This is a genomic window from Flavobacterium sp. (assembly GCF_017744675.1).
Lineage (GTDB): Bacteria > Bacteroidota > Bacteroidia > Flavobacteriales > Flavobacteriaceae > Flavobacterium.
Window position 1 is genome coordinate 826,747 of the sequence record NZ_JAGIAV010000001.1, and the last position, 25,573, is coordinate 852,319.

Genomic DNA, 25,573 nt, shown 5'->3' on the forward strand with positions numbered 1-25,573 from the left:
GATATGAAGATTCCTTGTTATATCTGTGATATCGAAACCGAATTAGATGTTGATTTTGAAGTAGTCAATTTTGTCTGTCCACATTGCCAGACTTTATATGTTGCTGATAAAGATGGACAGTTTCGCCAAAGATCTCAATATAAAAATATTTATTTTGCATGTCCACTCGTAATTGGCGAAGTTGGAAACTTTAGAGGGAACGAATATAAAGTTACTGGAATTCTAAGAAAGAACATTCATCCCGATTTTGATTGGATTGAATTTATACTTCAAAACGACGCTAAAGAGTTTATCTATCTTTCGGTTTCTAATGGACACTGGATGATGTTAAGAGAAATGGAGGAAACTTTTGTCGTTCATGACCATCCTAAAGTATTAGACCACGAAGGAGTGTATTTTGATATATTTGAATATTCTGATGCCGAAATTATAAATGCAAAAGGATTTTTTGATTTTGAACTTCCTCAAAACAAATTAATTCATTTAGTTGAATATATCAATCCTCCAAACATCATTTCTGTTGAAAGAATGAATGGTGTTGAAACAGCCTATTATGGAGAATATGTTAATAAAAGCGAGATTAAAAAAGCATTTCCAAGGGCGGTGCTTCCGTATCAGACGGGGACAAATATGATCCAGCCTTTTCCATTTCATGTGAAAAATACAGCTATTATTTTCTGTCTCATTGCTTTGTTGATTCTTATTACGAATTGGTTTATTTACAGAGATCAGGTAGAACAGCAGGTTTTTTCGAAAACTATGAAATTTACTGAGTTTGATAATAAAGAAATTACTAGCGAAAGTTTTGTGCTTAATGGAGGCTCGTCGCCTATGACAATACAAGTTTCTACAGGTGTTGATAATTCTTGGGCAAATGTAAATGTGGCTTTGATCAACGAAGAAACAAATGACGAAATTTATGCCAATAAAGACATCGAATATTACCACGGTTATTCTGATGGCGAATCTTGGACAGAAGGAAGTTCTGTTGAAAAATTTAATATTTGCGGTGTAAAATCTGGTAAATATCATCTTTTGATCACACCTCTTAAAGCACCTGAAGATTTGACCAATACTGAAATGCAGGTTACAGCAGTCTGGAATCAGCCCTCTAGCCGTAATGCTTGGTTTGTAATTCTTTTTATGGCGGGTATATTTGCGGTGATCTATTTCTTTAAGTACCAATCTGAAAAAAGCCGATGGGCAGACAGCTCTTATTCTCCTTATCCTGAAAATTAACATGAAGAAAATATCTGATTTTATACTGCAAAATTTACCTCCTTTCATAATTGGAGTTTTTTGCTTTGGCGTTTATATGTATTTTACTCTCGCAGGAAATAGAATCTGTGATTGTGAAACTACAGAAAGCTATAAATCAACAACGAGCGGAAGCCGTTCATCATACAATCATTTTTACCACAAATAAAAACTATCACTATGGAATTATTTCATGCTCAGCCAATAGTAAACTCGATTATCTATTCTTTTTTAGGGATTGTAATTCTCTTAATCGGTTATTACATTATTGAAAAACTAACTCCAGAAAACACTTGGAAAGAAGTTGTAGAAAAAAATAATGTTGCTGTTGCGATTGTCCTGGCAGCATTTATTATTGGAATTTCAATGATTATTAGTGCCGCAATTCATGGGTAAAAAGTTTCTTAGGTTTGAATTTCTTTTACTTTTTGCCGTATTTATAATTGCTACTTGCGGACTAATTTACGAATTGGTTGCAGGAACTTTGGCGAGTTATTTATTGGGAGATTCAGTAAAACAATTTTCGTTTATTATTGGCGTATATCTATTTTCTATGGGTATAGGCTCATTTTTCTCAAAGTTTTTTCATAAAAATCTTCTCAACACTTTTGTAGAAATAGAAATCTTGGTCGGACTTATTGGAGGTCTGAGTTCGGTGGTTTTATTTCTCTTATTCGAAAATGTTGGGTCATTTCAGTTCATTTTATACTTATTCGTTTTTGTAACGGGGTTTTTGGTCGGATTGGAGATTCCGCTTTTAATGAACATTTTAAAAGACAGAGTCGAATTTAAAGATCTTGTCTCGAATGTTTTTACGTTTGATTACATAGGAGCTTTGTTGGCTTCAATCTTATTTCCGTTAGTTCTAGTTCCGAAATTAGGCATCATGGGAACCTCTCTTTTCTTCGGAATGATTAATGTGAGCATTGCCATTGTTTTGTGTTTTTTACTGAAGAGAGAATTAAAGAATGTTTATTTCTTGAAAGCAAAAGCCATTTTCTCGTTTGTGCTATTATTGGCCGTTTTTATTTTTTCGAATGATATTCTAGCCTATTCAGAAGGGAAATTGTACGGAGAAAATATCATTTATACCAACTCAACACCTTATCAGCGTATCGTTTTAACGCATAATAAGAGCGATTACAGGCTTTATTTGAATAATAACCTACAATTCAGTTCCGCGGACGAATATCGTTATCACGAAGCTCTAGTGCATCCCGTTATGTCGATAGCAAAAAGCGTTAAACATATTTTGGTTTTGGGAGGAGGGGACGGATTGGCAGTTCGCGAAATCCTGAAATATAAAGACGTTGAAAAAGTAACGTTGGTTGATTTAGACGAAGGAATGACGAAATTGTTTAAAACCAATACAGTTTTAACCAATTTCAATCAAAACTCGCTCAACAATCCAAAAGTTACTGTAATCAATACAGACGCCTACATTTGGGCAAAAAGCTGTAAAGAGCAGTTTGATGCTGCTATAATCGACTTTCCTGATCCGTCTAATTATAGTTTAGGGAAATTGTATTCGCTAAATTTTTATCAGACCATAAAAACCATTTTAAAGCCAGATGCGGCGGTGGTAATTCAAACTACTTCGCCTTATTTTGCGCCGAAATCTTTTTGGTGTATCAATAAAACCGTAATGCAAGCTTTTCCGCAGGTCGATGCATATCACGCGTACGTTCCGTCGTTTGGAGAATGGGGTTATACAATTGCTATAAACGGTTTTGGGACGACTTTTAATTCCGTAAACCGAAAAGCAGACAAATTGAAATTCTACAATTATCAATTTGACCGTTTCAATTATTTTACAAACGATATGATTTCGAATGAAATTGAAATTAATCGTTTAGACAACCAGATTTTAGTACGCTATTTTGATGAAGAGTGGGGAAAAATGCAATAAATCGAGAAGGAATTTCATAAAAGGAGTTGGCGCTTCTTTGCTTCTCGTTCCGTTTCTGCAGTTTTGTTCTGATAAAATTGCGGTGCTGATGATTCGTTTATCTGGAACCAAACATTTGCTCGGACATCGTTTATGGATTAAAGATTTTCCGAAACCAACCAAACAAATCCAGATTCCATATTTGATTGTTGGAGGAGGAATTTCGGGTTTGAGCGCTGCAAGACAATTTCAAAAAAGAGGAATTTCAGATTTTTTAATGCTAGAATTGGAAAATCATTTAGGAGGAAATTCATCAAACGGCGAAAACAAATATTCGAAATATCCGTTGGGGGCGCATTATTTGCCTTTGCCGAATTTTCAAGACAAAGAATTGCTTCGATTTTTAGAAGAAGAAAAAATAATTTTGGGCTATAACGAAAAAGGATTCCCCATTTTTGATGAATTGCAATTGACTTTTGCACCAGACGAACGTTTGTTTTATAAAAATAACTGGCAGGAAGGCGTAGTTCCGAAAAATGGAAATCTGATTACTGATGATTTGGAGTTTGACCAATTTTTCAAAAAAATGGATATTTTTAGATCTGGAAAAGGTGAAGATCAAAAGTACTTATTTGATATTCCAATTTACCTTTCTTCTAAAGACGAAGCAATAAGAAGTTTAGATAAAATAACAATGAAGCAGTGGTTTAAGGAAAACAATTTCACTTCTGAACCTTTGTTCAATTATATCGATTACTGTTGTAAAGACGATTTTGGTTTAGGAATTGAATACGTTTCGGCTTGGGCTGGAATTCATTATTTTGCCGGAAGAAAACAAGACAGCACGCCCAAAAAACACGACAGCGTTTTGACTTGGCCAGAAGGGAATGCGCGTCTTGCTACTCATTTGAAAAAATATACTACAGATAAATCTCTTAAAAATCATCTGGTTTATGAAGTGAAAATGGAGAACGGAAAAGTTGTGGCAAAAGCTTTTGACGATGCAACAAAAACTTCAGTTGAGATTATTGCAGACAAAATAATTATGTCCTCTCCGCAATTTGTAAATCAGTATTTGATGCCAAATCGAAAGGCATTTACAAAAGATTTTCATTACACGCCATGGCTTTTGGCAACTTTAATTGTAGACGAACTTCCTGATAACAATAGTTTTCCATTGTCGTGGGATAATGTTATTTACGGTTCTAAGGGTTTGGGTTATGTTTACGATCAGCATCAGACTTTAAATCAGGTTCAGGATAAAAAAGTGATTACGTATTATTTTAGTTTTTCGTCTGGAGATTTGAAGAAAACTAGAAAAGAACTTTATAAAAAAGACAAAGAATATTGGAAACAGTTTGTGTTGAATGATTTGAAAATTGCTCATCCAGATATTGAGGAATATACAGAAGACATTGAGATTTTTCTTTTAGGTCACGGAATGATTTCGCCTGCGCCAGGTTTTATTTTTGGAAATGCGAAAAAGCAAGCTAAGCAAAATATTGAAAAGAAGATTTATTTCGCTCACAGCGATTTGTCTGGAATTTCGATTTTTGAAGAAGCTTTTCATCAGGGAATTAGCGTTGTAAATGAGATTTTAGATGGAACAACCATGGATTCATAAAGCCAAAACCGATTTAGGTTTTATTATTGGACCATCCTTTTTTGTGTTGGCGATCATCTTTATTTTTCAGGATTATATTGCTACAATTGAAGAAAATTATTCTTTTTATACCTGGCTTTTTCTGATTGTTTTTATAGATGTGGCACATGTTTATGCAACGCTGTTCAAAACTTATTTTGTTGCCGACGAATTTCAGAAACAGAAACGAAGGCTAATTCTTTTACCTCTTTTTTGCTTTGTCACCGGAATTATTCTTTTCTCTTTTGGGAGTTTAGTTTTCTGGTCGTTTTTGGCTTATGTGGCCGTTTTTCATTTCATCAGACAGCAATACGGGTTCATGAGATTGTATGCCAGAAAAGAAGTTAAAAATAAAATTTCGATTTGGATGGATAATCTAGTGATTTATGCTTCAACCGGATATCCAATGTTGTATTGGTTTTTTTCGTCTAAGCGAAAGTTCAACTGGTTTGTCGAAAATGAATTTTTTAGATTTGAAAGTCAATTGATTTTACAAATTCTTTTTTGGATTTATATTGGAATTTTGATTTTGTATGTGGTTTATACAGCTGTAAAATCTATCCGAAATCAATTTTTTAATATTCCCAAAAACAGCATTATTCTCGGAACGGCGCTTTCGTGGTATTTTGGAATTGTTTATTTTAACGATGATTTGATTTTTACTTTACTGAATGTCGTTTCGCACGGAATTCCGTATATGGCCTTAGTTTATTTTAAAGAAATTGACGGAAAATCAGATTCAGAATTAGGACGTTTATCTTTTTTAAAACAATATAAAGGGCTTTTAATTTATATTGGAATTCTTTTAATAATTGCCTTTTCAGAAGAATTTCTTTGGGAGCTTTTTGTTTGGAATGAAAACATCAGCATAACGAATTTTGATTTTTCGAGCTGGCAGATTTTATTGGTTCCTTTGTTGACGGTGCCCCAGTTTACACATTATTTGTTGGATGGTTTTATTTGGAAATCTAAAAAGTAAGGTTTGGATTTTTATTCTTCAGAAAAATAAAACTTCTAATCTAGCCCCGATAGTAACGGCATCCTTTTGTGTCTCGTTTTTTTCTAACGAGACACAAAAGATATAGTGAATAGCGGGACTAAGGTTGTTTTGAAAAATGAATGTTCTGCTTCTAAATAAGAGCAAAATTAATTCTGTAAAGCTGCTTTAATCTTAGGCATCATTCTATCAACAAACATTTTATAGGCAGATTCTGAAGGATGTAAACCGTCTGCGGCAACCAAGCTTGGATTGTTAAGTCCTTGACGGGTAATATCTGTAATAGATACAAAAGCGATTTGATTATTTTCGCAGTATTTTTCGGCAAAAGTATTGTATTGGTCTATTTCTGCTGAAATTGTGCTGCTTTGAGTTCCAAATAGACTCTTTCCGTAAGGAGTGTAGGCGTAATCTGGAATAGATATTACCACAACATTTTTTCTGTCGCCTTTTGCTAGCATTATTGCTTTGTTGACCAATTCTGGAAATTCTTTTTCGTAAATGGAGAAACTTTTGTGCTGATATTGATTGTTTACGCCAATTAAAAGTGTTACCAAATCGTAATTAGGCTCTGGGTTTTGGGAATTGATTGCAGAAAGTAAATTGGATGTTGTCCAGCCCGTTGTAGCGATTATTTTAAGCGAAATGGCACTAGAGTACATTACGTTTAAACTTGTCTTTAATTGCTCTGGAAAACGGCATGTAGCACAAACGCTTTGACCAATGGTATAGCTGTCGCCTAAGGCTAAATAATTTACGGAACTCGCAATGGGCGGATTTGAAGAAGTTGGAGGTGTTGAAACTGGGGGAGTTGTGGTAGCAGGAGTAGAGGTGTCATCTGAACTGCAGCTTAGAAGAAATACTGAAAGTATAACGATAACTATTTGTTTAAAATGTGGTTTCATAATTTGTTTAAATTAGATTCTAGTCGCTTTAAACAAATAGTTACGTTAAATAACTTGTTATGGTTTTTCAGTTTCGTTATAAGTATTTCTTTCCATAGTAATGTTTAATCTTGCAAACATTTCAGCTATATCAAAACCTTCTTTTTTATATTCGGCTTGAACGATTTCTTTTGCTTTTTTTAAAACAGTTTGGTTTTGCCAGACGGCAATGGTCATATAAATTAAATTTCCTTTTTCATCTGTACGTTCGTAAGCATCATCTTTTATAAATCCGTTTAATTGTTTTATGATATTTCTATTAATGCTTACTCTCTTCAGAAATTCCTGTTTTGATTTTTGGGGCACTGTAAATTTATCAATAAAGATCTGTTTCATGTTTTCCGATTTTTTGGTTTCTATTTGCGAATTGATTCCTGTTGTCTGTGCAATTGTTTTGTAACCAGACAAGGTCAGGCAGAAGATTCCGATTAAAAGATTTGTTTTCATATTTCTTCATTTTTGTTGAAGTAAAATTCAGAATTGCTAAAACTAAATCATTGTAAAAAATCATTGATTTACCAAAAAGAAGGAAAGTTGAAAAATTCTGTTGGAGTTTGTCCTGTAAATAATTTAAAATCTTTATTAAAATGAGGCTGATCAAAGTATCCTGCATCAATTGCTAGATCGATGAGGTTTTTATTTTGTTGTTTTTGGTCGATAATTGCTTTCATTCGGATCACATTGCAGAATTGTTTTGGCGATGATCCTATTGTTTTTCTAAATCTTTTTTCGAAAGCGTCTTGACTTATAAAAAGAATATCAGCAAGTTCTTTTATTTTGACAATTCCTTTTTTGGACTGAATGATTGCGATAGCAGCAGCAATTAATTTGTCAGGCTTGTAGTTGTATAGCTTAGATAATAAAAATTGTTCTATAATGTCAATTTTTTGATTGTTGTTTTTTGCCTCGGCTAGGAGTTCTTCTATTAGTTTTATTTTTTGCTGCGGAAAAAAATTGTCCAATGAAACACTCTCTTCAAACAATTCATGGAGAGGTTCTTTAAAAAATGCAGTTGCTCCGGTTTCTTTAAATAGAATAACCAGACTGCTTGTATTTTTAGAATATTGGATTAAACGTACAGATTTACGTATTCCAGAAATTGTAGAAACGGGTAATTTGTCGGGAAGGTTTTCTTTAATATAATTGACTTCTCCTTTACATCTAAAAGCGATTGTAAGAGAAGTGCCCGGCAAAACCCGATTAACCAATTCATCTTGACTTTCGATAATTCTGTAAGTCTTTACAAAAGGTTTTAGTGATTCTGTCGGACTGAAATCTATAATTTTCATTTTGTATTTAGTTTACAATCAATGAATATCAAAGATACGGAAAACATTTTTGGTTATTTTTAAAATAAAAAACGAGGTAAAAAATACCTCGTTAACATTTTTAGACCATTTCTGCTTTTAAAAGAATTTCTTCTTCAATGGCATTCCAAAGTGCGATACGTCTTTCTAGTGCAAGAATTGAAACGTCTTCAACCTCTTTCCATTTTTGAGCATCTTCTTCGCAAAGTTCTGTAATCATCTGCATGGCCATTGGACCGTGTTCGTCAGCATCCAATTCGATGTGTCTTTCAAAATAGTAAAGCAATTTTGCTAAATCTGTATCAGGAAGGTTTTTCTGGAAATTTTTCAATATTTGGGTAAACATACTCGGAATCAAATCCTCTCTTCCAAAAGTAAATGCAGCTGCAATTTCATGCGGTTTTCCTTCTTCGATAACTCTAAACGTAAAATCTAAGAATGATTTGACATTCGGATGCAATGAACTTTGTTTGATGGCAACAAATATATTATGAAGCGAATGCACTTCTGATAAAAAGCTTAAAACACCTGTTGTATCAGCTCCGCAAGCTTCCATTGCTTCTAAGTACATTTCATAATGGCTTTGTCTTCTACCGTCAATTGTTAAATCGGTTTCTTCTGCAAGAACAATTTCATTGATTAAATAACGAGTTTCAGGATTTTTAGTAGCAAACCAAGGTGTTGTTGTACAAGTAAGTTTGGCTTGTAAAGCTTTTAAAAGAGACATAAAATCCCAAACAGCATAAACGTGAGTTTCTAGAAAGCTGTGTAAGTGATCTATGGTTTGAATCTTATTGTATAAAGAATGGTTTAATAGTTGATCTTTTTGTGGTTGGATGCTTTTGTTTATAGCTTCGATATTCATTTTAAAAAATTTTGATGCAAAGATAAAAAGCTTCTTTGTTAGAAGAAGCTTTTTGTATCGATTTTGTGTATATTTTAATAATTATCAATTATTTAAAGGCAGGAATTCCTGTTACATCCATTCCGGTTATCAATAAATGAATATCATGAGTTCCTTCATAAGTAATAACGCTTTCTAGGTTCATCATGTGGCGCATGATAGAGTATTCGCCAGTAATTCCCATGCCTCCGAGCATTTGTCTTGCTTCTCGCGCAATGGTAATGGCCATGTTTACGTTGTTGCGTTTTGCCATAGAAATCTGAGCAGTTGTTGCTCTGCCTTCATTTCTTAAAACACCTAGACGCCAAGTTAATAATTGCGCTTTTGTGATTTCGGTAATCATTTCTGCGAGTTTTTTCTGCTGTAATTGAGTTCCTCCAATTGGTTTTCCAAACTGGATTCTCTCTTTTGCATATCTTAACGCCGTATCATAGCAATCCATAGCCGCTCCAATTGCTCCCCAAGCAATTCCGTAACGAGCTGAATCTAAACATCCAAGAGGTGCTCCTAGTCCCGATTTATTTGGTAAAAGGTTTTCTTTTGGAACTTTTACATTATCAAAAATCAGTTCGCCTGTTGCAGATGCGCGAAGAGACCATTTATTGTGAGTTTCTGGAGTTGTAAAGCCTTCCATACCACGTTCTACAATTAAACCGTGAATACGGCCTTCTTCATTTTTAGCCCAAACAATGGCGATATCGGCAAAAGGTGCATTTGAAATCCACATTTTGGCACCATTTAAAAGATAATGATCGCCCATATCTTTAAAATTGGTAATCATGCTCCCAGGGTCCGAGCCATGATCTGGTTCTGTTAAACCAAAACACCCAATATATTCACCTGTAGCCAGTTTTGGAAGATATTTCATTCGCTGTTCCTCATTTCCGTATTTCCAAATTGGGTACATTACCAAAGAAGATTGTACAGATGAGGTCGATCTTACACCAGAATCGCCTCTTTCAATTTCTTGCATAATCAGTCCATAAGAAATTTGATCTAATCCAGCTCCGCCATATTCAACCGGAATATAAGGGCCAAAACCGCCTATTTCGCCAAGACCTTTAATAATTTGTTTTGGAAATTCTGCTTTTTGAGCATATTCTTCTATAATTGGAGAAACTTCTCTTTTAACCCATGCACGTGCAGATTCGCGAACTAATTTGTGTTCGTCTGTTAGCAAATCGTCTAAGTTATAGTAATCTGGAGATTGAAATAGGTCTGGTTTCATGTTGTCTAATTTTATCAAAGCAAATTTACATAATAAAAATATAACAAATAGATGTATAATTGTTATATTTATAAATGATAAAAATAAAATTAATAGGAATTTGGGAAATTAATTGTAGTTTTTTGATAATTTATGAACTATTTTTGAATACCAAAAATAAACTTTAATGAGGCTGATTATCTCTTTTTTCTTTTTACTACTTATGTTAGGCAATGGAGTCGCACAGACTAATGGAAAGCTTACAGAAGAAAAGTACTTAGAATTACAGAATAAAATCCGATTTAGTGTAAACGGAAGTTATGATGAAGGTTTGACTTATGTTAATCAGATGCTTAAGTCTAAAAATGAGATCCATATGGCTTTTGCCTATGGAGCGGGTTCCTATTTGTATCAATTAAAAGGAAATTCAGATAAGTCTGAAAAAATGTATAATGAAGCAGTAAAATATTTGAATAAGATCCCAGAGTCAAATGATAAAACAAAATTACAGGCCTATTTATGCAATTATAGAGGCCTTACTTACTGGAAGAGATCTAATTATGGTAAAGCCCTTAGCAGTTATCAGGAAGGAGTTAAGTTATCTTCTAAGATAAATGATGTTGTTCAAATTATAAAATTCAAAGCAAATATTGCTTTACTAAATGAAAGTGTTGGTAATTATCAGCTATCGATAAAAATCTTAAGGCAAAATGAGCTATTTCTTGATAAGAATGAGAGTTTATATGAAAAAGAGCAGTTTCAAAATGCTAAAAGTAATACTTATAGCAATCTTGGAAATTCTTATGAAGGATATTACAATAAAAATCGTGAAAAGACCTATTTATTAGATTCTGCAGAATATTTTTATAAAAAAAGTATTGCTTATTCGGATAAATTTATCGACAATAAAATTACTGCTAAACTTAGTTTGGGTAATATTTATCTATTTAAAAAGGACTTTATAAATGCCGAAAAGATTTATTATGATATAGTTTTTTATGCTAAACAGGCTGATAATGAGTCGCTGTATCAAGTTGCCAGTTATAATTTAGCAGATCTTTATTATTCAATTAAAAAATATGATAAAGCACTTGTATTTTTAAAGAAGGTAGATTCTATTAGCGAAAAAAATAAAACGATTGATAATAGTTTTTTTAAGTCTAACTATATACAAGCCAAAATTTACAGTATAAAAAATGAGCCGGAACTGGCTTATAAGCATTCTAAGATGTACTTAGATTCTTATGAAAAATATGAAGGAAATCTAAGAGAAGAAACTTTGGAGGTTAACTATAAACTAGGTACGGCAGATCTTGGTGCAGAGATGCTAAGCGTTCAGGAACGTTATAAATACGAGGTTTTTTGGAATAAAGCATTGAAAATATTTTATGTAATTCTGGTAATCGGAATTGTATTTTTCCTTATCAAAAATATTAGGGATAAAAACAAAGCTCAAAAGAAAATGAATGCTTTAATTGAAGAGTTTAAAGCTAATCTAGAAAGAAAAGAGCTGGGAAAAACAGACATAGAGAAAGTCCCTGCGGAAGAAATAACTGTTGAAGTTCTAGAAAATGAAGATGTTGCTTTGAAAAAGGAAAATGCGAATTTGAGCATTGATGAGGCTAAGGAAAATAAAATTGTAGAAAAATTACTTGCTCTAGAAGAAAAACTAGAATACTTAAATGCCGATTTTACGCTTTCATATGCAGCTAAAAAAATTAAAACCAATACAACTTATTTGTCTTATGTGGTGAATAAAAGATTTGGAAAATCTTTTAGTGAATATTCTAATGAGTTGAAAATTAATTATGTTATTAATCAAATGATTACTAATCATTTATATCGTAAATATTCTACACAGGCAATTGCAGAAAGCGTGGGATTTAAAAATGCAGTTTCTTTTGCAAAATCATTTCGCAAAAGAACTGGAGTATCTCCAGCTCAGTTTGCGAATAATATTTAGCAAGGATAATTCGTGTCTTATGTATTTCCACCACCAGGCAATTTTTTTGGCTCGTTTATTTCAGGTTTCTCTTCATCTCCTCCTTTAATTGTTTTTTTTGCTTTTCTAGAAATTATTTCTACTTGAAAATCTTCCAATGTTAATTTGCTATTTTTCATGACTTGATTTTTTGGGTTTATTTTAAAAGTTTTAAATTCTGCTTAATTATTTCCACCACCTTTATATCTATTAGGATCTGTTGAATCTGTTGGATCTTCGAACGATCCTCCTTTAATTGTTTTTTGCTCTTTTCTAGAAATTGTATCTAATTGAAAATCTTCGAATGTTAATTTGTTATTTTTCATGACTTGAATTATTTGAATTAAAAAAAAATTAGTACTATAAATCCCTTTGTAAAATTTTTGTGAGTCTTATTGATATATAAAAGCGTATAAAAAATGGATTTTTACGTGAGATTTTTGTTTGGTTTAAAAGCAGTAGAGATATTTTTTTGTAAGTTAATTCTATTAAAAAGTATACTGCTCAGATTGTTTTTCGGAGTTTTTTTTGGCTTAAGTCTTGGCTATTTTATGTCTCTTTTGCAAGCCTATTCTATGATTTTTTTCTTCAAAAATCATCTGTTTTTAGGGGTCTATTTTTCATATTTTTTAATGTTTAGATTATTGCCTATCCAAAACTAGATAAAAAGCAAAACCGTTAATCGAAAATAGGGTTTTGAGGCTTTTTGTATGAAAAATAAACATGTAAAGTCTTGTAATACAACAACTTGTGTGAAGCACTATACTTGGTATAATTTATAAATTGTATGTGGTATAATTAATAAAATGTGTGTGTTGGTGTGATTTTTATCAATAAAAACTCCAATCTTTGCAGTGTAATTATGATTTAAAAACGATCAAAAACGATGTTAAAACTGGTCCAAAAATTTCTACAAATTAATCGCTACTCAGATATCAAAACTGAGTTTAAGGATCTGTTTTTGTCTCATCCAAATTATCCGAGTTTGTTTGCCATTACAGACTCGTTTGATTTGCTTTCTGTAGAGAATGCAGCAGTGAGAGTTTCGAAAGAACAGATAGAAGATTTGCCAGCTAACTTTTTGGCGTATTTTAAAGATGAATTAATATTAGTAGAAAAGATTAAAAGCGGTGTTAGAATTACAACCACAAAAAAAGGAACGCAAAAATTATCTTATGATAAATTCCTTTTAGACTGGAACGGAGTAATTGTTGCCATTGAGCCAAACAACGTAGTCGCAAGAGAGAATCTGAAAATAGAATACAATTGGTTAAAATATTTTCTGCCTCTTGCACTTCTAGCAGGATTATCTTTTTTCTATAATCGTTTTGATTTGTTTAGCGGTTCATTTTTGGTAACATCTGTTCTGGGTTTAATTGTAAGTATATTTATTGTACAGGAGAGATGGGGAGTTAAAAACACGGTGATTTCAAAATTCTGTAATCTAAGTTCTAGTTCTTCTTGTGAATCTGTAATTAGTTTCAATGATGATATCGCAAATAGATGGATTAGTTTTTCAGATTTACCATTGTTGTTTTTTGCTTCAAGTATAATTGCCATATTGGTACAGCCTTTAAGTTCATCTGTTTTTGTTGGATTTTTAAGTCTGTTAGCCATTCCAATAATAGTTTGCTCGATTTGGATTCAAAAATTCGAGATTCAAAAATGGTGTATACTGTGTTTGGCAATATCATTTTTAATATTGGTTCAGAGTGTTGTCTGGTTTTCTTCAGACCTCTTTACACTAAGTTTTAGCTTTAATACAGTTTTTCCATACGTTTTTTCTTTATTGCTTTTAATACCAATTTGGGCAGCAGTTAAGGTAATGATTAGAAAAATGCTTGATAATGAAAACTCTTTAAAAGAACTAAAGAAGTTTAAAAGAAATTATTCGCTATTAAATTTCTTGTCTAAAAAAGTTAAATATAACAAAGGATTTGAAGATTTAAGAGGTTTGACATTTGGTAATAAAAACGCAGGAGTTAGACTTTCTGTAATTCTTAGTCCAAGTTGCGGACATTGTTATAAAACTTTTCAAGAGGCTTTTGATTTGGTATTGAAGTTTCCAGATAAAATATTTTTGAACGTTCTTTTTAATATTAATCCAGAAAATAATGATAATCCATATAAAGCTGTTGTAGAAAGACTTTTAACAATTAATAGAACAACGCCTGGAAAAACAGTCGAAGCAATTTCAGATTGGTATATTAAAAGAATGTCACACAAAAAATGGCTTAAAAAATGGAATGTTGACTCTGTGAGCATGATGATAAATCAAGAAATTCAGAAGCAATATGATTGGTGCTCGGTAAACAATTTTAATTATACACCCATTAAAATTGTAAATGAAAGGCTGTTTCCAAATGAATATGAATTGAATGAATTGAAATATTTCTTAAATGATTATGTAGAGGAAGTTCAAGTTTTAGAGAAAACAGCATAAATTAAAAATAAGTTTTGACTTTTATGTCAAAACAAGCGGTTAACCCCAATTTAAACCTGCAATAATGTTAAAGAACATTTTGAAATTGAAAGGTGCAGTAGAATTGACTGCAAATGAGCAGAAAACAATGAATGGAGATTATCCTCCTATTTGTGAAGATGGATTTAAGGCTAAAAGATGTACAGAATTTGGAACAGTGCCAGCACACTGGGATTGTATACCAAATAATTATGTTGGAAGTTGCTAAAGGAAGAAATTTTTAAGTATCAAGTTATTAGGGATTTGAGGCTTAAACTCAAAAAATGTAAATAACCAGTTATGTTAGAAAAAATTTTAAAAAGCAAAGAAACGAGAAAGCTGACAAAAAAAGAGCAGAAAAACATTTTGGCTAGTGAATATTCGCAAGAATTCAATTGTAACGATGCTGCTGTCGAAAAATATGCTTGCTAATTTTATGTTTAAGCAGTAGTAGAACTATTGCTGTATAAAAACGGTATTAAGATGTTAAAGAAAATTTTAAGCTTAGAAGATGTTCAGCTCATTAATAAAAGTGAACAGAAGACCATGCAAGGAGGAATTCCAGAATGTTGGGTTTATGCTTTAGAAGCAGGATGCTTTTTAATACCACCAGGCGAAACTTGTCCGCTAAATACGTCATCTGGTATTTGTGATACAAGTCGTCTTTGTTGTTGATTTGAAGATTATAATAGTAATATAAAAATAAAGCCTTTTTAAAATTTAGTCATGTTTTTTTTAATTCGTAGGCGCTCGATCGTGGAACATTGAGCAATTATCCCAACATTGATGATTGGTGTCGGGATTCTCAGGAAGTTGGCCGCTGTGTTAATTTTAATTGGTTAGGGTTAACCAGTGGCAGATCCTAGAGAAATTAAATGTCAAATAATTGAAATAATTATAAGCAGTTAGAAATTCTTTTCTTACTGCTTTTTTTTATATGATTTAACAGAAAAGACAGAAGCTTCAAATGTCTTAAAAGGATTGAAGCAATAACAAATCAAAAAACAAATTATGAAAAAATTAAAAGACCTATTTGGAGTTGAAGTTTTAGGTGTTATTGAAAAGAAAAATATTTTTGGTGGTGGAGGCGGTGTTGAGGCATGCTATTGCCCTGATGGTTCTTTTGCAGGAATTATACATGTAAACGAAGGTGAGACTTGCCAGTCGGTTATCGAAGAAGGCTGTTTGCTGGACCACTAATTTAAAGTAAGTTTGAAAAAAGAAAGGCTTTGTTGTTTTAACAAAGCCTTTCTTTTTTCAGTTTCCTTTTTAGAATTTGCTTAAATCAATTGAAAGTTGAATTTTTAACCAATTAATTAAACATTGAACTGTTTTTTTAAGAATTTTTGTATAATATTGTTGTAAGATAAACCCAATTATAGTTGAAAAAATTCACCAATTACAAACAGGCAGATCATAAAGATTGTGGCCCTACATGTTTAAAAATTATTGCAAAACATTACGGCAAAACAATCAATATTCAGGAGTTGAGAGATTTTAGCGAAACAACTCGTGAGGGAAGTAATTTGCTTTTTCTGAGCGATGCTGCTGAGAAAATTGGTTTTAGAACTTTGGGAGTAAAATTAAGTTTAGAAAGGCTGGAAGAAGCGCCTCTGCCATGCATCCTGCATTGGAACAATAACCATTATGTGGTGCTCTACAAAATAAAAAGAGGAATTTACTATATTTCTGATCCTGCTTTTGGACTTATTACATACAGTAAAGAAGATTTTTTAAAATTCTGGATTGGCAATAATGCTGACGGTGAAACAAAGGAAGGAATTGCGCTATTGATTGAAGCAACACCAAAATTTTTTCAGTCTGAATTTGATAAAGAAGATAATAAGGGATTAGGATTTGGAATTTTGTCACAATATGTGCTTCGTTATAAATCTTTTCTTATCCAACTTGCAATAGGGCTCCTTGCAAGCAGTTTGCTCAGTTTGATTTTTCCGTTTTTGACTCAGAGTATTGTCGATGTCGGAATCCAGAATCAGAATATTAATTTCATTTATCTGATATTATTTGCCCAACTGTTTCTTTTTGCTGGAAGAACAGGTCTGGAACTCATAAGAAGCTGGATATTGCTGCATCTTTCCACGCGCATCAATATTTCCTTAATTTCAGATTTCTTTATCAAGCTAATGAATCTGCCGATTTCTTTTTTTGATGTAAGAATGACCGGTGATATCATGCAGAGGATAAATGATCACCATAGAATCGAAAAGATACTTACCACATCGTCTTTAAACGTGCTGTTTTCTATTATTAATATGTTCGTATTGGGAGCAGTTCTAGCTTATTTTAACCTTAAGATATTTTTGGTGTTTTTTGCAGGAAGCCTTCTTTATTTTGGCTGGATAACCATGTTTTTAAAACGAAGAGAAGTTTTAGATTACAAACGTTTTGCTGAAGTTTCTAATGAGCAGAGCAAGGTAATGGAACTCATAAACGGGATGCAGGAAATTAAGCTTCATAACGCAGAAAAACAAAAAAGATGGGGTTGGGAATATGTTCAGGCAAGACTCTTCAGAGTTTCAATAAAAGGACTGGTTTTAGAACAGTCACAAACTATAGGTTCGTCAGTAATAAATGAATTAAAAAATATTTTTATCACTTTCTTATCTGCAAAGCTGGTTATCGACGGTTCGATCACCTTAGGGATGATGCTGGCGATCAGTTCGATAGTAGGCAGCTTAAACGGACCAATTACACAGCTTATTCAATTTGTGAGGGAACTTCAGGATGCTAAAATTTCATTGGCAAGACTTTCTGAGATTCACGAAAAAGAAGATGAAACGCAGCAAGAAGAACACCAGTCTAATGATGTGCCTTATGATTCGGATATCGAACTAAAAAATGTTTCTTATAGATATTTAGGTTCAGATACCCCTGTTTTAGATAGTTTAAGCCTAAAAATTCCAGCCAATAAAGTGACGGCAATAGTAGGAGTAAGTGGCAGCGGCAAAACGACGCTTATGAAACTCCTGCTAAAATTTTACGAACCCGAAAAAGGAGAAATAAGTATTGGAAATTCGCAGCTTAAAAATATTTCGCAAAAGGCCTGGCGGTCTGCTATCGGTTCTGTAATGCAGGAAGGTTTTATTTTTAGCGATACGATTGCCAACAATATTGCCTTTGGAGTAGACAAAATTGATAAAGAAAGGTTGGTTTATGCATCAGATGTGGCAAATATCAAGCAGTATATTAGCGAACTTCCTTTGGGGTATAATACCAAAATCGGTGCAGAAGGATTAGGAATGAGTACAGGACAGAAACAGCGTCTGCTTATTGCCAGAGCAGTGTATAAAAATCCTGAAATTTTGTTTTTTGATGAAGCAACATCAGCTTTGGATGCCAATAACGAAAAAGAAATTATGCAGAAATTGGATATTTTCTTTAAAAACAAAACAGTGATTGTAATTGCACATCGATTAAGTACGGTAATGAATGCAGATCAGATTGTGGTTTTGGACAAAGGCAAAATCATCGAAATTGGAAACCATACCGCACTCGTTGAGCAAAAAGGAAATTATTTTGAATTGGTTAAAAATCAATTACAGTTAGGCAATTAATTATGGCAGAAAATAACGATACATTTGAATTAAGAAGTGAAGAAGTACAGGATATACTCACCAAAGTGCCGCATTGGATGATACGATGGGGAACAGTTTTGATATTTTCTATTATCGTAATGCTCTTTTTTGTCTCTTGGTTTGTCAAATACCCAGATGTTGTTAAAACTGAAATTGTAATTACCACCAATATTCCGCCAGAGAAAATAGTGTCAAAATCGTCTGGGCGCATTGAAGCTATTTTGGTTAAAAATAAAACGTTTGTTGCTAAAAACAGCACGCTGGCCATAATTGAAAACACAGCCAATTACAAAGATGTTTTTCTGTTAAAAGATATTGTAGAGCAATATGATATAAACAATTCTAAAAAAGAGTTTCCTTTTGGGCTTTTAAAAAACACGCAATTGGGCGAAATCGAAAGCGCATATGCGGCATTTCAGAAGGATTATCAAGCGCAGGAACTAAATAAAGACCTGCATCCTTTTCAAGTCGAAACTAGAGCGCAGCAGTCTGAAAAAGTTCAGATAACGGAAAGGATAGAAATTTTGCAGCAGCAGAAATTGATTAACGAACGAGAATTGGAACTTCAGAAAAATGAAGTGGCCCGTTTTGAAACGCTGTTTAATAAAGGAATTATTTCTGCGCAGGAAATGGAAGTGAAAAAGCTAAATTTCCTTCAAGCGCAAAAGAATTACAGAAGCTTATTATCGTCGATTTCCCAATTGAAATCTTCTCTTATCGACAATGCAAAATCAAGCCAGAGCCTGCAGATAAACAGCACCAAAGAAGAAGTTAACCTTGGGCGCAGCGTTTCGCAGTCTTTTTATCAGTTAAAAAAAGTAATACGCGATTGGGAGCTGGCTTATGCTTTGAAATCATCGATTAGCGGAAAGGTTACTTTTCTACAAGTTTGGAATGAAAACCAGACTATAACTATTGGAGATAATGTATTTTCGATAATTCCAGATGCAAAAAATAGTTTTATCGGTAAAGTGAAAGCGCCGGCTTTAAATTCTGGAAAGATAAAAATAGGGCAGAGAGTCAATATCCGTTTGGCCAATTATCCAGATCGAGAATTTGGCGTTCTAAAAGGCGAAATCAAAAATATTTCGCTAGTCCCAGATAAAGATGGCAATCTTCTTATAGATGTTGCTCTTCCAAATGGTTTAAAAACATCCTACGATAAACAGATTACTTTTCAGCAGGAAATGAAAGGAAGCGCAGAAATTGTAACCGAAGATCTCCGCTTAATTGAAAGGATTCTGTATCAGTTTAAAAGCATATTTGAACAAGTTTAAAAGTAATTCTAATCTAACCATAACCCAAGCCACAAATTTTAAATGAAAAAAACACTACTTATTACTTTTGTATTATTATTTCAAATTTCTTTTTCTAAACCAATAACTGAAACTCAAAAGTTAGCCGCAACTTGCAAAGTTTGGGGCTTTTTAAAATATTATCATCCAAATGTTACTGATGGAAGTAAAAATTGGGACGAACAATTGTTTCAAATCTTACCAAAAGTTGAAGAAGCCCAAACTTCTGAAGCATTTTCTCAAGTGATAGAAAATTGGATTGTTTCTTTAGGCGAAATCAAAAAGCAGGAAAACACAAAAACTAAAAAAGAATACTTTGATAAAAATTTTGATTTGTCTTGGCTCAATAAAAATGATTTGTTTTCGAAATCACTTTCGAAGAAATTAAAGTTTATTGAAGAAAACAGGATTCAAGATAAACAATACTACGTTGACTTCAAGCTTGGTGGAGGAATGCCTTTGCAGTTCAAAAATGAAGTAAAGTACACAGAGTTTAAATGGGAAGATGAGAAAATGCGCCTTTTAGCTCTTTTTAGATATTGGAACTATATTGAATATTTCTTTCCATACAAATATCAAATGGATGAAAATTGGGATAAAGTGTTAACAGAAATGTTGCCGAGGTTTTATGCTCCAAAATCTGAAAAGGATTTTAATTTGGCAATGCGTGAAATCTCTATAAAGTTAAATGACACTCACGCTTCAACTCAAATGCCTCAATTGTTCGAATATTTTGGGGATAAATTTATTCCAGCCGATGTCAGTTTTATAGATGAGAAAGCAATTGTTGTTGGTTTGAAAAATGATTCTTTGGCAAAAGTCAGCGATATTAAAATCGGAGATGTATTTACAAAAGTTAACGGAAAATTGGTAGCAGAACTTTTAAAAGAAAACAGAAAGTATGTTGAGGGATCCAATGAACCATCTATTTTAAGAAATGCTTATTGGACTATTTTTAATGGAAAATCAGATGCAGTAGAGGTGGAGTTTATTCGAAATGGAAAGTCTGAAGTAAAATCTATTAAACGTTACAAGTATAAAGACTTAAAAATTCAGTTTCCAGATCGTGAAAAATGGAAAATACTAGAAGGCAATATCGGTTATGTTAATTACGATGCTTTAGAAGAAAGGGATGTTCCTGCTCTCATATCAGCATTGAATAATACAAGTGCTGTTATTTTCGATAATCGAGAGCGTCCTCATGATGTTATGTATGCAATTTCAGATTGGCTTAACCCTGAACAGAAAGAGTTTGTGAAGTTCTTAGATCCAGATGTAAGTTATCCAGGACGTTACTTATGGAGAAATGAAACTTTAAAGTGTGGTAAAAATAATCCAGAATATTACAAAGGAAAAGTAATTGTTTTAATAAATGAAAAAGCAGTGAGCCATGCAGAATTTAATGCGATGAGTTTACAAACAGCTCCAAAAGTTAAAGTGATTGGAAGCCAAACTGGCGGTGCAGATGGTGCAAATTATGGTTTTCCAATTATAAAAGGATTTTATACTTCATTTACTTGTTATGGTGTCTTTTATCCGAATAAAAAAGAAACACAACGAATTGGGATTGTTCCAGATATTGAAGTAAAACCAACTATTTTGGGAATCCAGCAAGGAAGAGACGAAATTTTGGAAAGAGCGATTCTTTTTGCTAAAAATGGCAAATAAAAAATTTAAATAGAATCTTTGTCAAGGTTAAAACTTTGACAAAGATGTTTTTTACATCTTCAAATAAAACTCTTTTGTCAGTTCAATATATTCTGGAGTATAAACATGACGATCAATTTCGATAATTAGTTCATCAATTTCAATCTCAGAAACTTCATTTCGGCTAAAAGCCAATAAACTACGTTTGATTTCAGTTTTTGGAGTTCCTTTAACTCTAGTTATTTTTAGTGGATATAATTCGAATTCTTTAGCCAAAGCAATGAATTTTTCTTCTTCTTTAAAAGGAATAATAACAGCTAGAATTCCGTTTTCAGAAAGCAGCAAATCGGCAGCTTCAACAATTTCCTCAAAAGGCATTGCATCTTGAAAACGAGCTAAATCACGTTGTTCGCTTTCTGTTTTGTAATTCTCAGCATAAAAAGGCGGATTTGAAACAATCAAATCATATTCGTCTTCTGGCTCTTCAATAAATTCATCTAAACCCGCATGAAAGCAAAATAATCGATCGCCCCAAGGAGAAGATTCAAAATTTTCTACTGCTTGTTCGTAAGCATCTTCATCAATTTCCAATGCATCAATTTGTTCGGCATTTGTTCGCTGTGCCAGCATTAAAGCAATAATTCCTGTTCCAGCTCCAATATCTAAAATACTAAACGGATTGTGATGGATAGGAGCCCAAGCGCCGAGTAAAACGCCATCTGTTCCTACTTTCATAGCGGTTTTGTCTTGCTTGACAGAAAATTGTTTAAACTGAAACACTAATTTAAGATTTAAGATTAATGAGTGCTGATTTTTGATTTTTCTAGAATTAAATCTAAAAATCTAATATTCTAAGAAGTCTATTTAAAGGTACATTTCTACCAATCCTTCAGGAAGATCCATGATTACTTTTTTGTTCTCGCGATCGATTTTTACAAGGAAATTATCGATCATTGGAACTAAGATTTCAACTTCTCCATTTAAAACCTCAAAAAGAGGCTGGGCAGTTGAATCGTTTATAGAAGTTATTTTTCCGAAAACACCCAAACGTTTGTCTTCAATTTCAAAACCAATAACTTCGTGGAAGTAGAATTTGTTGCCTGAAAGTTTTGGCAACATAGTTAAAGGAAGATAAACGCCGTTTCCTACAATAGCATCGGCATCTTCTTCGGTATTTACATCTTCAAAACGAACTCTTAAAAAGTCGTTTTTGTGTAAAGAACTATTTTCAATAAAAAAAGGAACCAAGTGTTTGTTGTGTTCAACAAACACTGATTCCAGATTTTCGTATAACTCAGGTTCGTCTGTGTCTAAATAGACCAAAACTTCACCCTTGAAACTAAATTTTTTAGCGATTTTACCTAAATAAAAACAATCTTCTTTACGCATTATCGCTAAATAAAAATTATGCTTCAGTTGTTTCGTTATTCTCTTCAGCAGCAGGAGCTTCTTCAGCAGCCTCAACTTCAGCAACTTCTTCAGTAGCCTCAGCAGCTTGTGCAGCGGCAGCAGCTTCAGCTTGTGCAGCAGCAGCATCAGCAACACGTTTAGCGTTAACTTCTTTCTCTGCTTTTAAAGCTGTAGCTTTAGCATCAGCTTTAGCTTTAGATAAACCATCTTTTTTAGCATCAACTTTACCAGCTTTTGCTTCTAACCAAGCAGCTAATTTAGCATCTGCTTGCTCTTGCGTTAAAGCGCCTTTACGAACTCCTCCATCAAGGTGGTGTTTCAATAAAGCACCTTTGTAAGAAAGGATAGCTCTTGCAGTATCAGTTGGTTGAGCACCATTGTGTAACCATTGAACTGCGCTGTCAAGGTTTAACTCAACAGTTGCTGGGTTAGTGTTTGGATTGTAAGTACCGATTTTCTCTAAGTATTTACCATCTCTTTTTGAGCGTGCATCTGCAGCTACTACCCAGTAAAAAGGTTTTCCTTTTTTACCGTGTCTTTGTAATCTAATTTTTACTGACATAATCTTATTGATTAAATTTTGAGGTACTCGACCTCTGTTAATTAAGGGCGCAAAGATATAATTTTTTTATGAAAAAGACGTTTCTAAAAAAGATTAAATACATTTAAGTTGTTTTTTTAGCATTTTTTTGACTTTTTAATTTAAGTATTTAGCGCTTAATGCGATACTTTTGCATCAAATTCATTTTAAATATGAAAAAATACTTTTACTTTTTGTCATTTTTACTGCTGTTTGTATCTTGTACAGAGGATATAAGATTTAATAATCCAGCTTTTCAGACTTTAAAAGATAACAATTTTTGGCGGGCTCAAGTTTACACAAGCGAAACAGAATCGAATGGGACTTTTGTTATCGAAGGATCGTTAGGTTATGAGCAAATACGGTTTCAGCTTGCTGAACCATCTGAAAAAACCTTTGTATTGGGTGTAGACGACGTTACAAAAGCGACTTATAAAAACACATATAAAGGACAAGAAGCAGAATTTAGTACGGGAACTGGTAAAGGAAACGGACAGATTGTTGTGACTGAATATAATAAGGAAGATAATACTATTTCTGGAACGTTTAAATTTACGGCAGTTAATACTGATCCTACTTCCGAAAAACAAACAATGTATTTTTCGGAAGGCGTTTTTTATAAAATTCCAATAACACCACAAGGAAATTTTGTTCCTGTCAACTAAGCTTTTGTTTGAGTTAAGCCTTCAAAATCAAAATAAAAACTTAAATAAACTCATAACATGGTGGATTAGATAGAAATAAGATTACATTTGTGTATTATTATAAATAAATATCTATGAATATTTTTGTTGGAAGCCTTCCATTCAGTATTGAGGAAGCAGATTTAAGAGAGTCTTTTGAGGCTTATGGTGCAGTTGACTCTGTTAAAATTATTACTGATAAATTTACTGGAAGAAGTAAAGGATTCGGTTTTGTTGAAATGCCAAATGATGCTGAAGCTCAAAAAGCAATTGACGAATTAAACGGAGCTGTTGTTTCAGGACGTACAATTGTTGTAAACAAATCTGAACCAAAACCAGAAGGCGAAAGAAGAAGTTTTAATAACAACCGCGGAGGAAACGATCGTGGAGGTTACGGAAACAACCGTGGTGGAGATCGCGGAAACAGAAGAGAATATTAATGTTTTTTTTCTAAAATATAAAAGGGATCAACGAAAGTTGGTCCCTTTTTTTTGTTTGCTTCGCCCGTTCGGCTAAAGCCTCGGGTCAAGTTTCAGGTTTCACGTTCCACAACTTGAAACTTGAAACCTGAAACAAAATTAACTTTTATACATTCGCAGCTAACCAGTCGCCAACTTCTTTGGTGCCGTATGCTTTGCCTCCGTTAGCTAAATCTTCGGTAACTACTCCAGCTTCTAAAGCTTTGTTTACAGCATCTCTCATTGCTTTTCCTTCTTCCATCAATCCGAAGTTTTCGAACATCATGGCAGCAGATAAAACAGTCGCCATTGGGTTAGCAATGTTTAATCCTGTAGCTTGTGGATATGAACCGTGAATAGGCTCAAATAAAGATACTTCAGCTCCCATAGATGCAGAAGGCATTAATCCCATTGAACCAGAAATTACAGAAGCCTCATCTGTTAAGATGTCTCCAAATAAGTTCTCCGTAATTAATACATCGTAAGAGTTTGGCCATTGAACCAAACGCATAGCAACAGCGTCAACAAATTCGTAGCTCACTTCTACTTCTGGATAATCTTTTTCCATTGCTTGAACTGTTTCTCTCCATAAACGTGAAGTTTCCAAAACGTTTGCTTTATCAACGCAGCAAAGTTTTTTAGAACGAGTCATTGCCAGTTCGAAACCTTTTTTAGCCAAACGCTGTACTTCTGCTCTTGTGTAAACACAATTGTCGTAAGCTGTATCTCCGTTGTCTTTTCTTCCTTTTTCACCAAAGTAAATTCCGCCTGTTAGCTCTCTTAAGAAAACTAAATCAGTTCCTTCGATTCTTTCTCTTTTTAGCGGCGATTTGTCTAATAAAGATGGAAATGTAAAAGTTGGTCTTACGTTTGCAAACAAACCTAAAGCTTTACGCATTTTTAACAAACCTTGTTCTGGACGAACTGGCGCAGAAGGATCGTTATCGTATTTAGGATGGCCAATAGCTCCAAAAAGAACGGCATCAGCATTTTTACAAATTTCGTGTGTTGCATCTGGATAAGGTTCACCTACTGCATCAATTGCGGCAGCACCTGTTAAAGCTGGTTTCCAAGTAATTTCATGTCCAAATTTTTGCGCAACAGCATCTGATACTTTTACTGCTTGATCGATTACTTCTGGTCCGATTCCGTCTCCGGCTAAAAGGGCTATGTTTAATTTCATTCTATATTTTTTAAAAGGTTCTAAGGTTCTGAGTTGCTAAGGTTCTAAGTTTTTTAATCTTAGTAGCTTAGTTTTTTTAAGGTTCTAAGGTTCTGAGTGACTAAGGTTCTAAGGTCAAAGAAAAATCTTAGAG

The 25,573-nt window shown here is 33.2% G+C and carries 27 protein-coding genes; 16 read left to right on the forward strand and 11 right to left on the reverse strand.

Features of this window, described 5'->3' with window-relative positions; genetic code table 11:
* The first annotated feature begins 3 nt into the window (after positions 1-3).
* From J7574_RS03635 to J7574_RS03655, 5 genes are all read left to right on the forward strand, one after another.
* Positions 4-1,239, forward strand: a complete 1,236-nt coding sequence (locus tag J7574_RS03635) for a DUF4178 domain-containing protein (RefSeq protein ID WP_290964352.1) — start codon at positions 4-6, stop codon at positions 1,237-1,239.
* 198 nt (positions 1,240-1,437) lie between these two features.
* Positions 1,438-1,653: a DUF350 domain-containing protein gene (locus J7574_RS03640; RefSeq protein ID WP_111286191.1), complete on the forward strand. Its 216-nt coding sequence runs from the start codon at positions 1,438-1,440 to the stop codon at positions 1,651-1,653.
* The gene (locus tag J7574_RS03645) at positions 1,646-3,166 is read left to right on the forward strand and encodes a polyamine aminopropyltransferase (protein WP_290964357.1); all 1,521 of its coding nucleotides are present in this window, start codon (positions 1,646-1,648) and stop codon (positions 3,164-3,166) included. The genes J7574_RS03640 and J7574_RS03645 overlap by 8 nt, the downstream gene beginning before the upstream one ends.
* Complete coding sequence (locus J7574_RS03650; RefSeq protein ID WP_290964360.1) at positions 3,141-4,769, forward strand: NAD(P)/FAD-dependent oxidoreductase; 1,629 nt, start codon at positions 3,141-3,143, stop codon at positions 4,767-4,769. Before J7574_RS03645 ends, J7574_RS03650 begins: the two co-directional genes overlap by 26 nt.
* A complete protein-coding gene (locus J7574_RS03655; protein WP_290964363.1) occupies positions 4,747-5,766 on the forward strand; it encodes a hypothetical protein in 1,020 nt (339 codons plus the stop codon). The genes J7574_RS03650 and J7574_RS03655 overlap by 23 nt, the downstream gene beginning before the upstream one ends.
* A 167-nt stretch (positions 5,767-5,933) precedes the next feature.
* Here J7574_RS03655 and J7574_RS03660 read toward each other — a convergent pair whose 3' ends face one another.
* The 5 genes from J7574_RS03660 to J7574_RS03680 all read right to left on the reverse strand — a co-directional run bounded on the left by J7574_RS03660 (position 5,934) and on the right by J7574_RS03680 (position 10,167).
* Positions 5,934-6,689, reverse strand: a complete 756-nt coding sequence (locus J7574_RS03660; RefSeq protein ID WP_290964366.1) for an SGNH/GDSL hydrolase family protein — start codon at positions 6,687-6,689, stop codon at positions 5,934-5,936.
* 57 nt (positions 6,690-6,746) lie between these two features.
* Positions 6,747-7,175, reverse strand: coding sequence for a hypothetical protein (locus tag J7574_RS03665; RefSeq protein ID WP_290964367.1), 429 nt, complete (start codon positions 7,173-7,175; stop codon positions 6,747-6,749).
* A 68-nt stretch (positions 7,176-7,243) separates the two neighbouring features.
* The gene (locus J7574_RS03670) at positions 7,244-8,017 is read right to left on the reverse strand and encodes a helix-turn-helix transcriptional regulator (RefSeq protein WP_290964368.1); all 774 of its coding nucleotides are present in this window, start codon (positions 8,015-8,017) and stop codon (positions 7,244-7,246) included.
* Between the two features lie 100 nt (positions 8,018-8,117).
* A complete protein-coding gene (locus J7574_RS03675; RefSeq protein WP_290964370.1) occupies positions 8,118-8,900 on the reverse strand; it encodes a DUF3050 domain-containing protein in 783 nt (260 codons plus the stop codon).
* A gap of 88 nt (positions 8,901-8,988) precedes the next feature.
* Positions 8,989-10,167 (reverse strand): acyl-CoA dehydrogenase family protein, encoded by a 1,179-nt coding sequence (locus J7574_RS03680; protein ID WP_290964372.1) that lies wholly within the window; start codon positions 10,165-10,167, stop codon positions 8,989-8,991.
* Between the two features lie 355 nt (positions 10,168-10,522).
* On the opposite strand from J7574_RS03680, the gene J7574_RS03685 reads away from it, so the two are divergent.
* Positions 10,523-12,109: a helix-turn-helix domain-containing protein gene (locus J7574_RS03685; RefSeq protein ID WP_290964374.1), complete on the forward strand. Its 1,587-nt coding sequence runs from the start codon at positions 10,523-10,525 to the stop codon at positions 12,107-12,109.
* Positions 12,110-12,126: 17 nt separating this feature from the next.
* Here the strand turns inward: J7574_RS03685 and J7574_RS03690 are convergent, their stop codons facing one another.
* Positions 12,127-12,267 (reverse strand): hypothetical protein, encoded by a 141-nt coding sequence (locus J7574_RS03690; RefSeq protein ID WP_290964377.1) that lies wholly within the window; start codon positions 12,265-12,267, stop codon positions 12,127-12,129.
* 42 nt (positions 12,268-12,309) lie between these two features.
* Positions 12,310-12,453 (reverse strand): rSAM-modified peptide, encoded by a 144-nt coding sequence (locus tag J7574_RS03695; RefSeq protein WP_290964380.1) that lies wholly within the window; start codon positions 12,451-12,453, stop codon positions 12,310-12,312.
* Positions 12,454-13,013: 560 nt separating this feature from the next.
* Between J7574_RS03695 and J7574_RS03700 the strand changes: the two genes are divergently transcribed.
* From J7574_RS03700 to J7574_RS03735, 8 genes are all read left to right on the forward strand, one after another.
* Positions 13,014-14,570 (forward strand): vitamin K epoxide reductase family protein, encoded by a 1,557-nt coding sequence (locus tag J7574_RS03700; protein WP_290964382.1) that lies wholly within the window; start codon positions 13,014-13,016, stop codon positions 14,568-14,570.
* Positions 14,571-14,634: 64 nt separating this feature from the next.
* On the forward strand, positions 14,635-14,817 hold the full coding sequence (locus tag J7574_RS03705) for a hypothetical protein (RefSeq protein ID WP_290964383.1): 183 nt from the start codon (positions 14,635-14,637) through the stop codon (positions 14,815-14,817).
* A 71-nt stretch (positions 14,818-14,888) separates the two neighbouring features.
* Positions 14,889-15,020, forward strand: coding sequence for a hypothetical protein (locus tag J7574_RS03710; RefSeq protein ID WP_290964386.1), 132 nt, complete (start codon positions 14,889-14,891; stop codon positions 15,018-15,020).
* Positions 15,021-15,071: 51 nt separating this feature from the next.
* Entirely contained in the window at positions 15,072-15,263 is a 192-nt protein-coding gene (locus tag J7574_RS03715) for a hypothetical protein (protein WP_290964389.1), read from the forward strand.
* Positions 15,264-15,599: 336 nt separating this feature from the next.
* Positions 15,600-15,788 carry a hypothetical protein gene (locus tag J7574_RS03720; protein ID WP_290964392.1) on the forward strand — a complete coding sequence of 63 codons (189 nt, stop codon included), beginning with the start codon at positions 15,600-15,602 and terminating at the stop codon, positions 15,786-15,788.
* Positions 15,789-15,970: 182 nt separating this feature from the next.
* Entirely contained in the window at positions 15,971-18,163 is a 2,193-nt protein-coding gene (locus tag J7574_RS03725; RefSeq protein WP_290964395.1) for a peptidase domain-containing ABC transporter, read from the forward strand.
* Between the two features lie 2 nt (positions 18,164-18,165).
* Positions 18,166-19,461 (forward strand): HlyD family efflux transporter periplasmic adaptor subunit, encoded by a 1,296-nt coding sequence (locus tag J7574_RS03730; RefSeq protein ID WP_290964397.1) that lies wholly within the window; start codon positions 18,166-18,168, stop codon positions 19,459-19,461.
* A 42-nt stretch (positions 19,462-19,503) separates the two neighbouring features.
* Complete coding sequence (locus J7574_RS03735) at positions 19,504-21,147, forward strand: S41 family peptidase (RefSeq protein WP_290964399.1); 1,644 nt, start codon at positions 19,504-19,506, stop codon at positions 21,145-21,147.
* Between the two features lie 51 nt (positions 21,148-21,198).
* Here the strand turns inward: J7574_RS03735 and J7574_RS03740 are convergent, their stop codons facing one another.
* From J7574_RS03740 to J7574_RS03750, 3 genes are all read right to left on the reverse strand, one after another.
* A complete protein-coding gene (locus J7574_RS03740; protein ID WP_290964402.1) occupies positions 21,199-21,906 on the reverse strand; it encodes a methyltransferase in 708 nt (235 codons plus the stop codon).
* Between the two features lie 84 nt (positions 21,907-21,990).
* A complete protein-coding gene (rimM, locus tag J7574_RS03745) occupies positions 21,991-22,515 on the reverse strand; it encodes a ribosome maturation factor RimM (RefSeq protein ID WP_290964405.1) in 525 nt (174 codons plus the stop codon).
* A gap of 16 nt (positions 22,516-22,531) precedes the next feature.
* Positions 22,532-23,098, reverse strand: a complete 567-nt coding sequence (locus J7574_RS03750; RefSeq protein ID WP_290964408.1) for a 30S ribosomal protein S16 — start codon at positions 23,096-23,098, stop codon at positions 22,532-22,534.
* 191 nt (positions 23,099-23,289) lie between these two features.
* Here J7574_RS03750 and J7574_RS03755 point away from each other — a divergent pair, with 191 nt between their 5' ends.
* Both J7574_RS03755 and J7574_RS03760 read left to right on the forward strand, forming a co-directional pair.
* Positions 23,290-23,781, forward strand: a complete 492-nt coding sequence (locus tag J7574_RS03755; protein ID WP_290964411.1) for a DUF6252 family protein — start codon at positions 23,290-23,292, stop codon at positions 23,779-23,781.
* Between the two features lie 113 nt (positions 23,782-23,894).
* The gene (locus tag J7574_RS03760; protein ID WP_095929711.1) at positions 23,895-24,239 is read left to right on the forward strand and encodes an RNA-binding protein; all 345 of its coding nucleotides are present in this window, start codon (positions 23,895-23,897) and stop codon (positions 24,237-24,239) included.
* Positions 24,240-24,384: 145 nt separating this feature from the next.
* Here the strand turns inward: J7574_RS03760 and leuB are convergent, their stop codons facing one another.
* The gene (gene leuB / locus J7574_RS03765; protein WP_290964415.1) at positions 24,385-25,440 is read right to left on the reverse strand and encodes a 3-isopropylmalate dehydrogenase; all 1,056 of its coding nucleotides are present in this window, start codon (positions 25,438-25,440) and stop codon (positions 24,385-24,387) included.
* Positions 25,441-25,573: the final 133 nt, after the last annotated feature.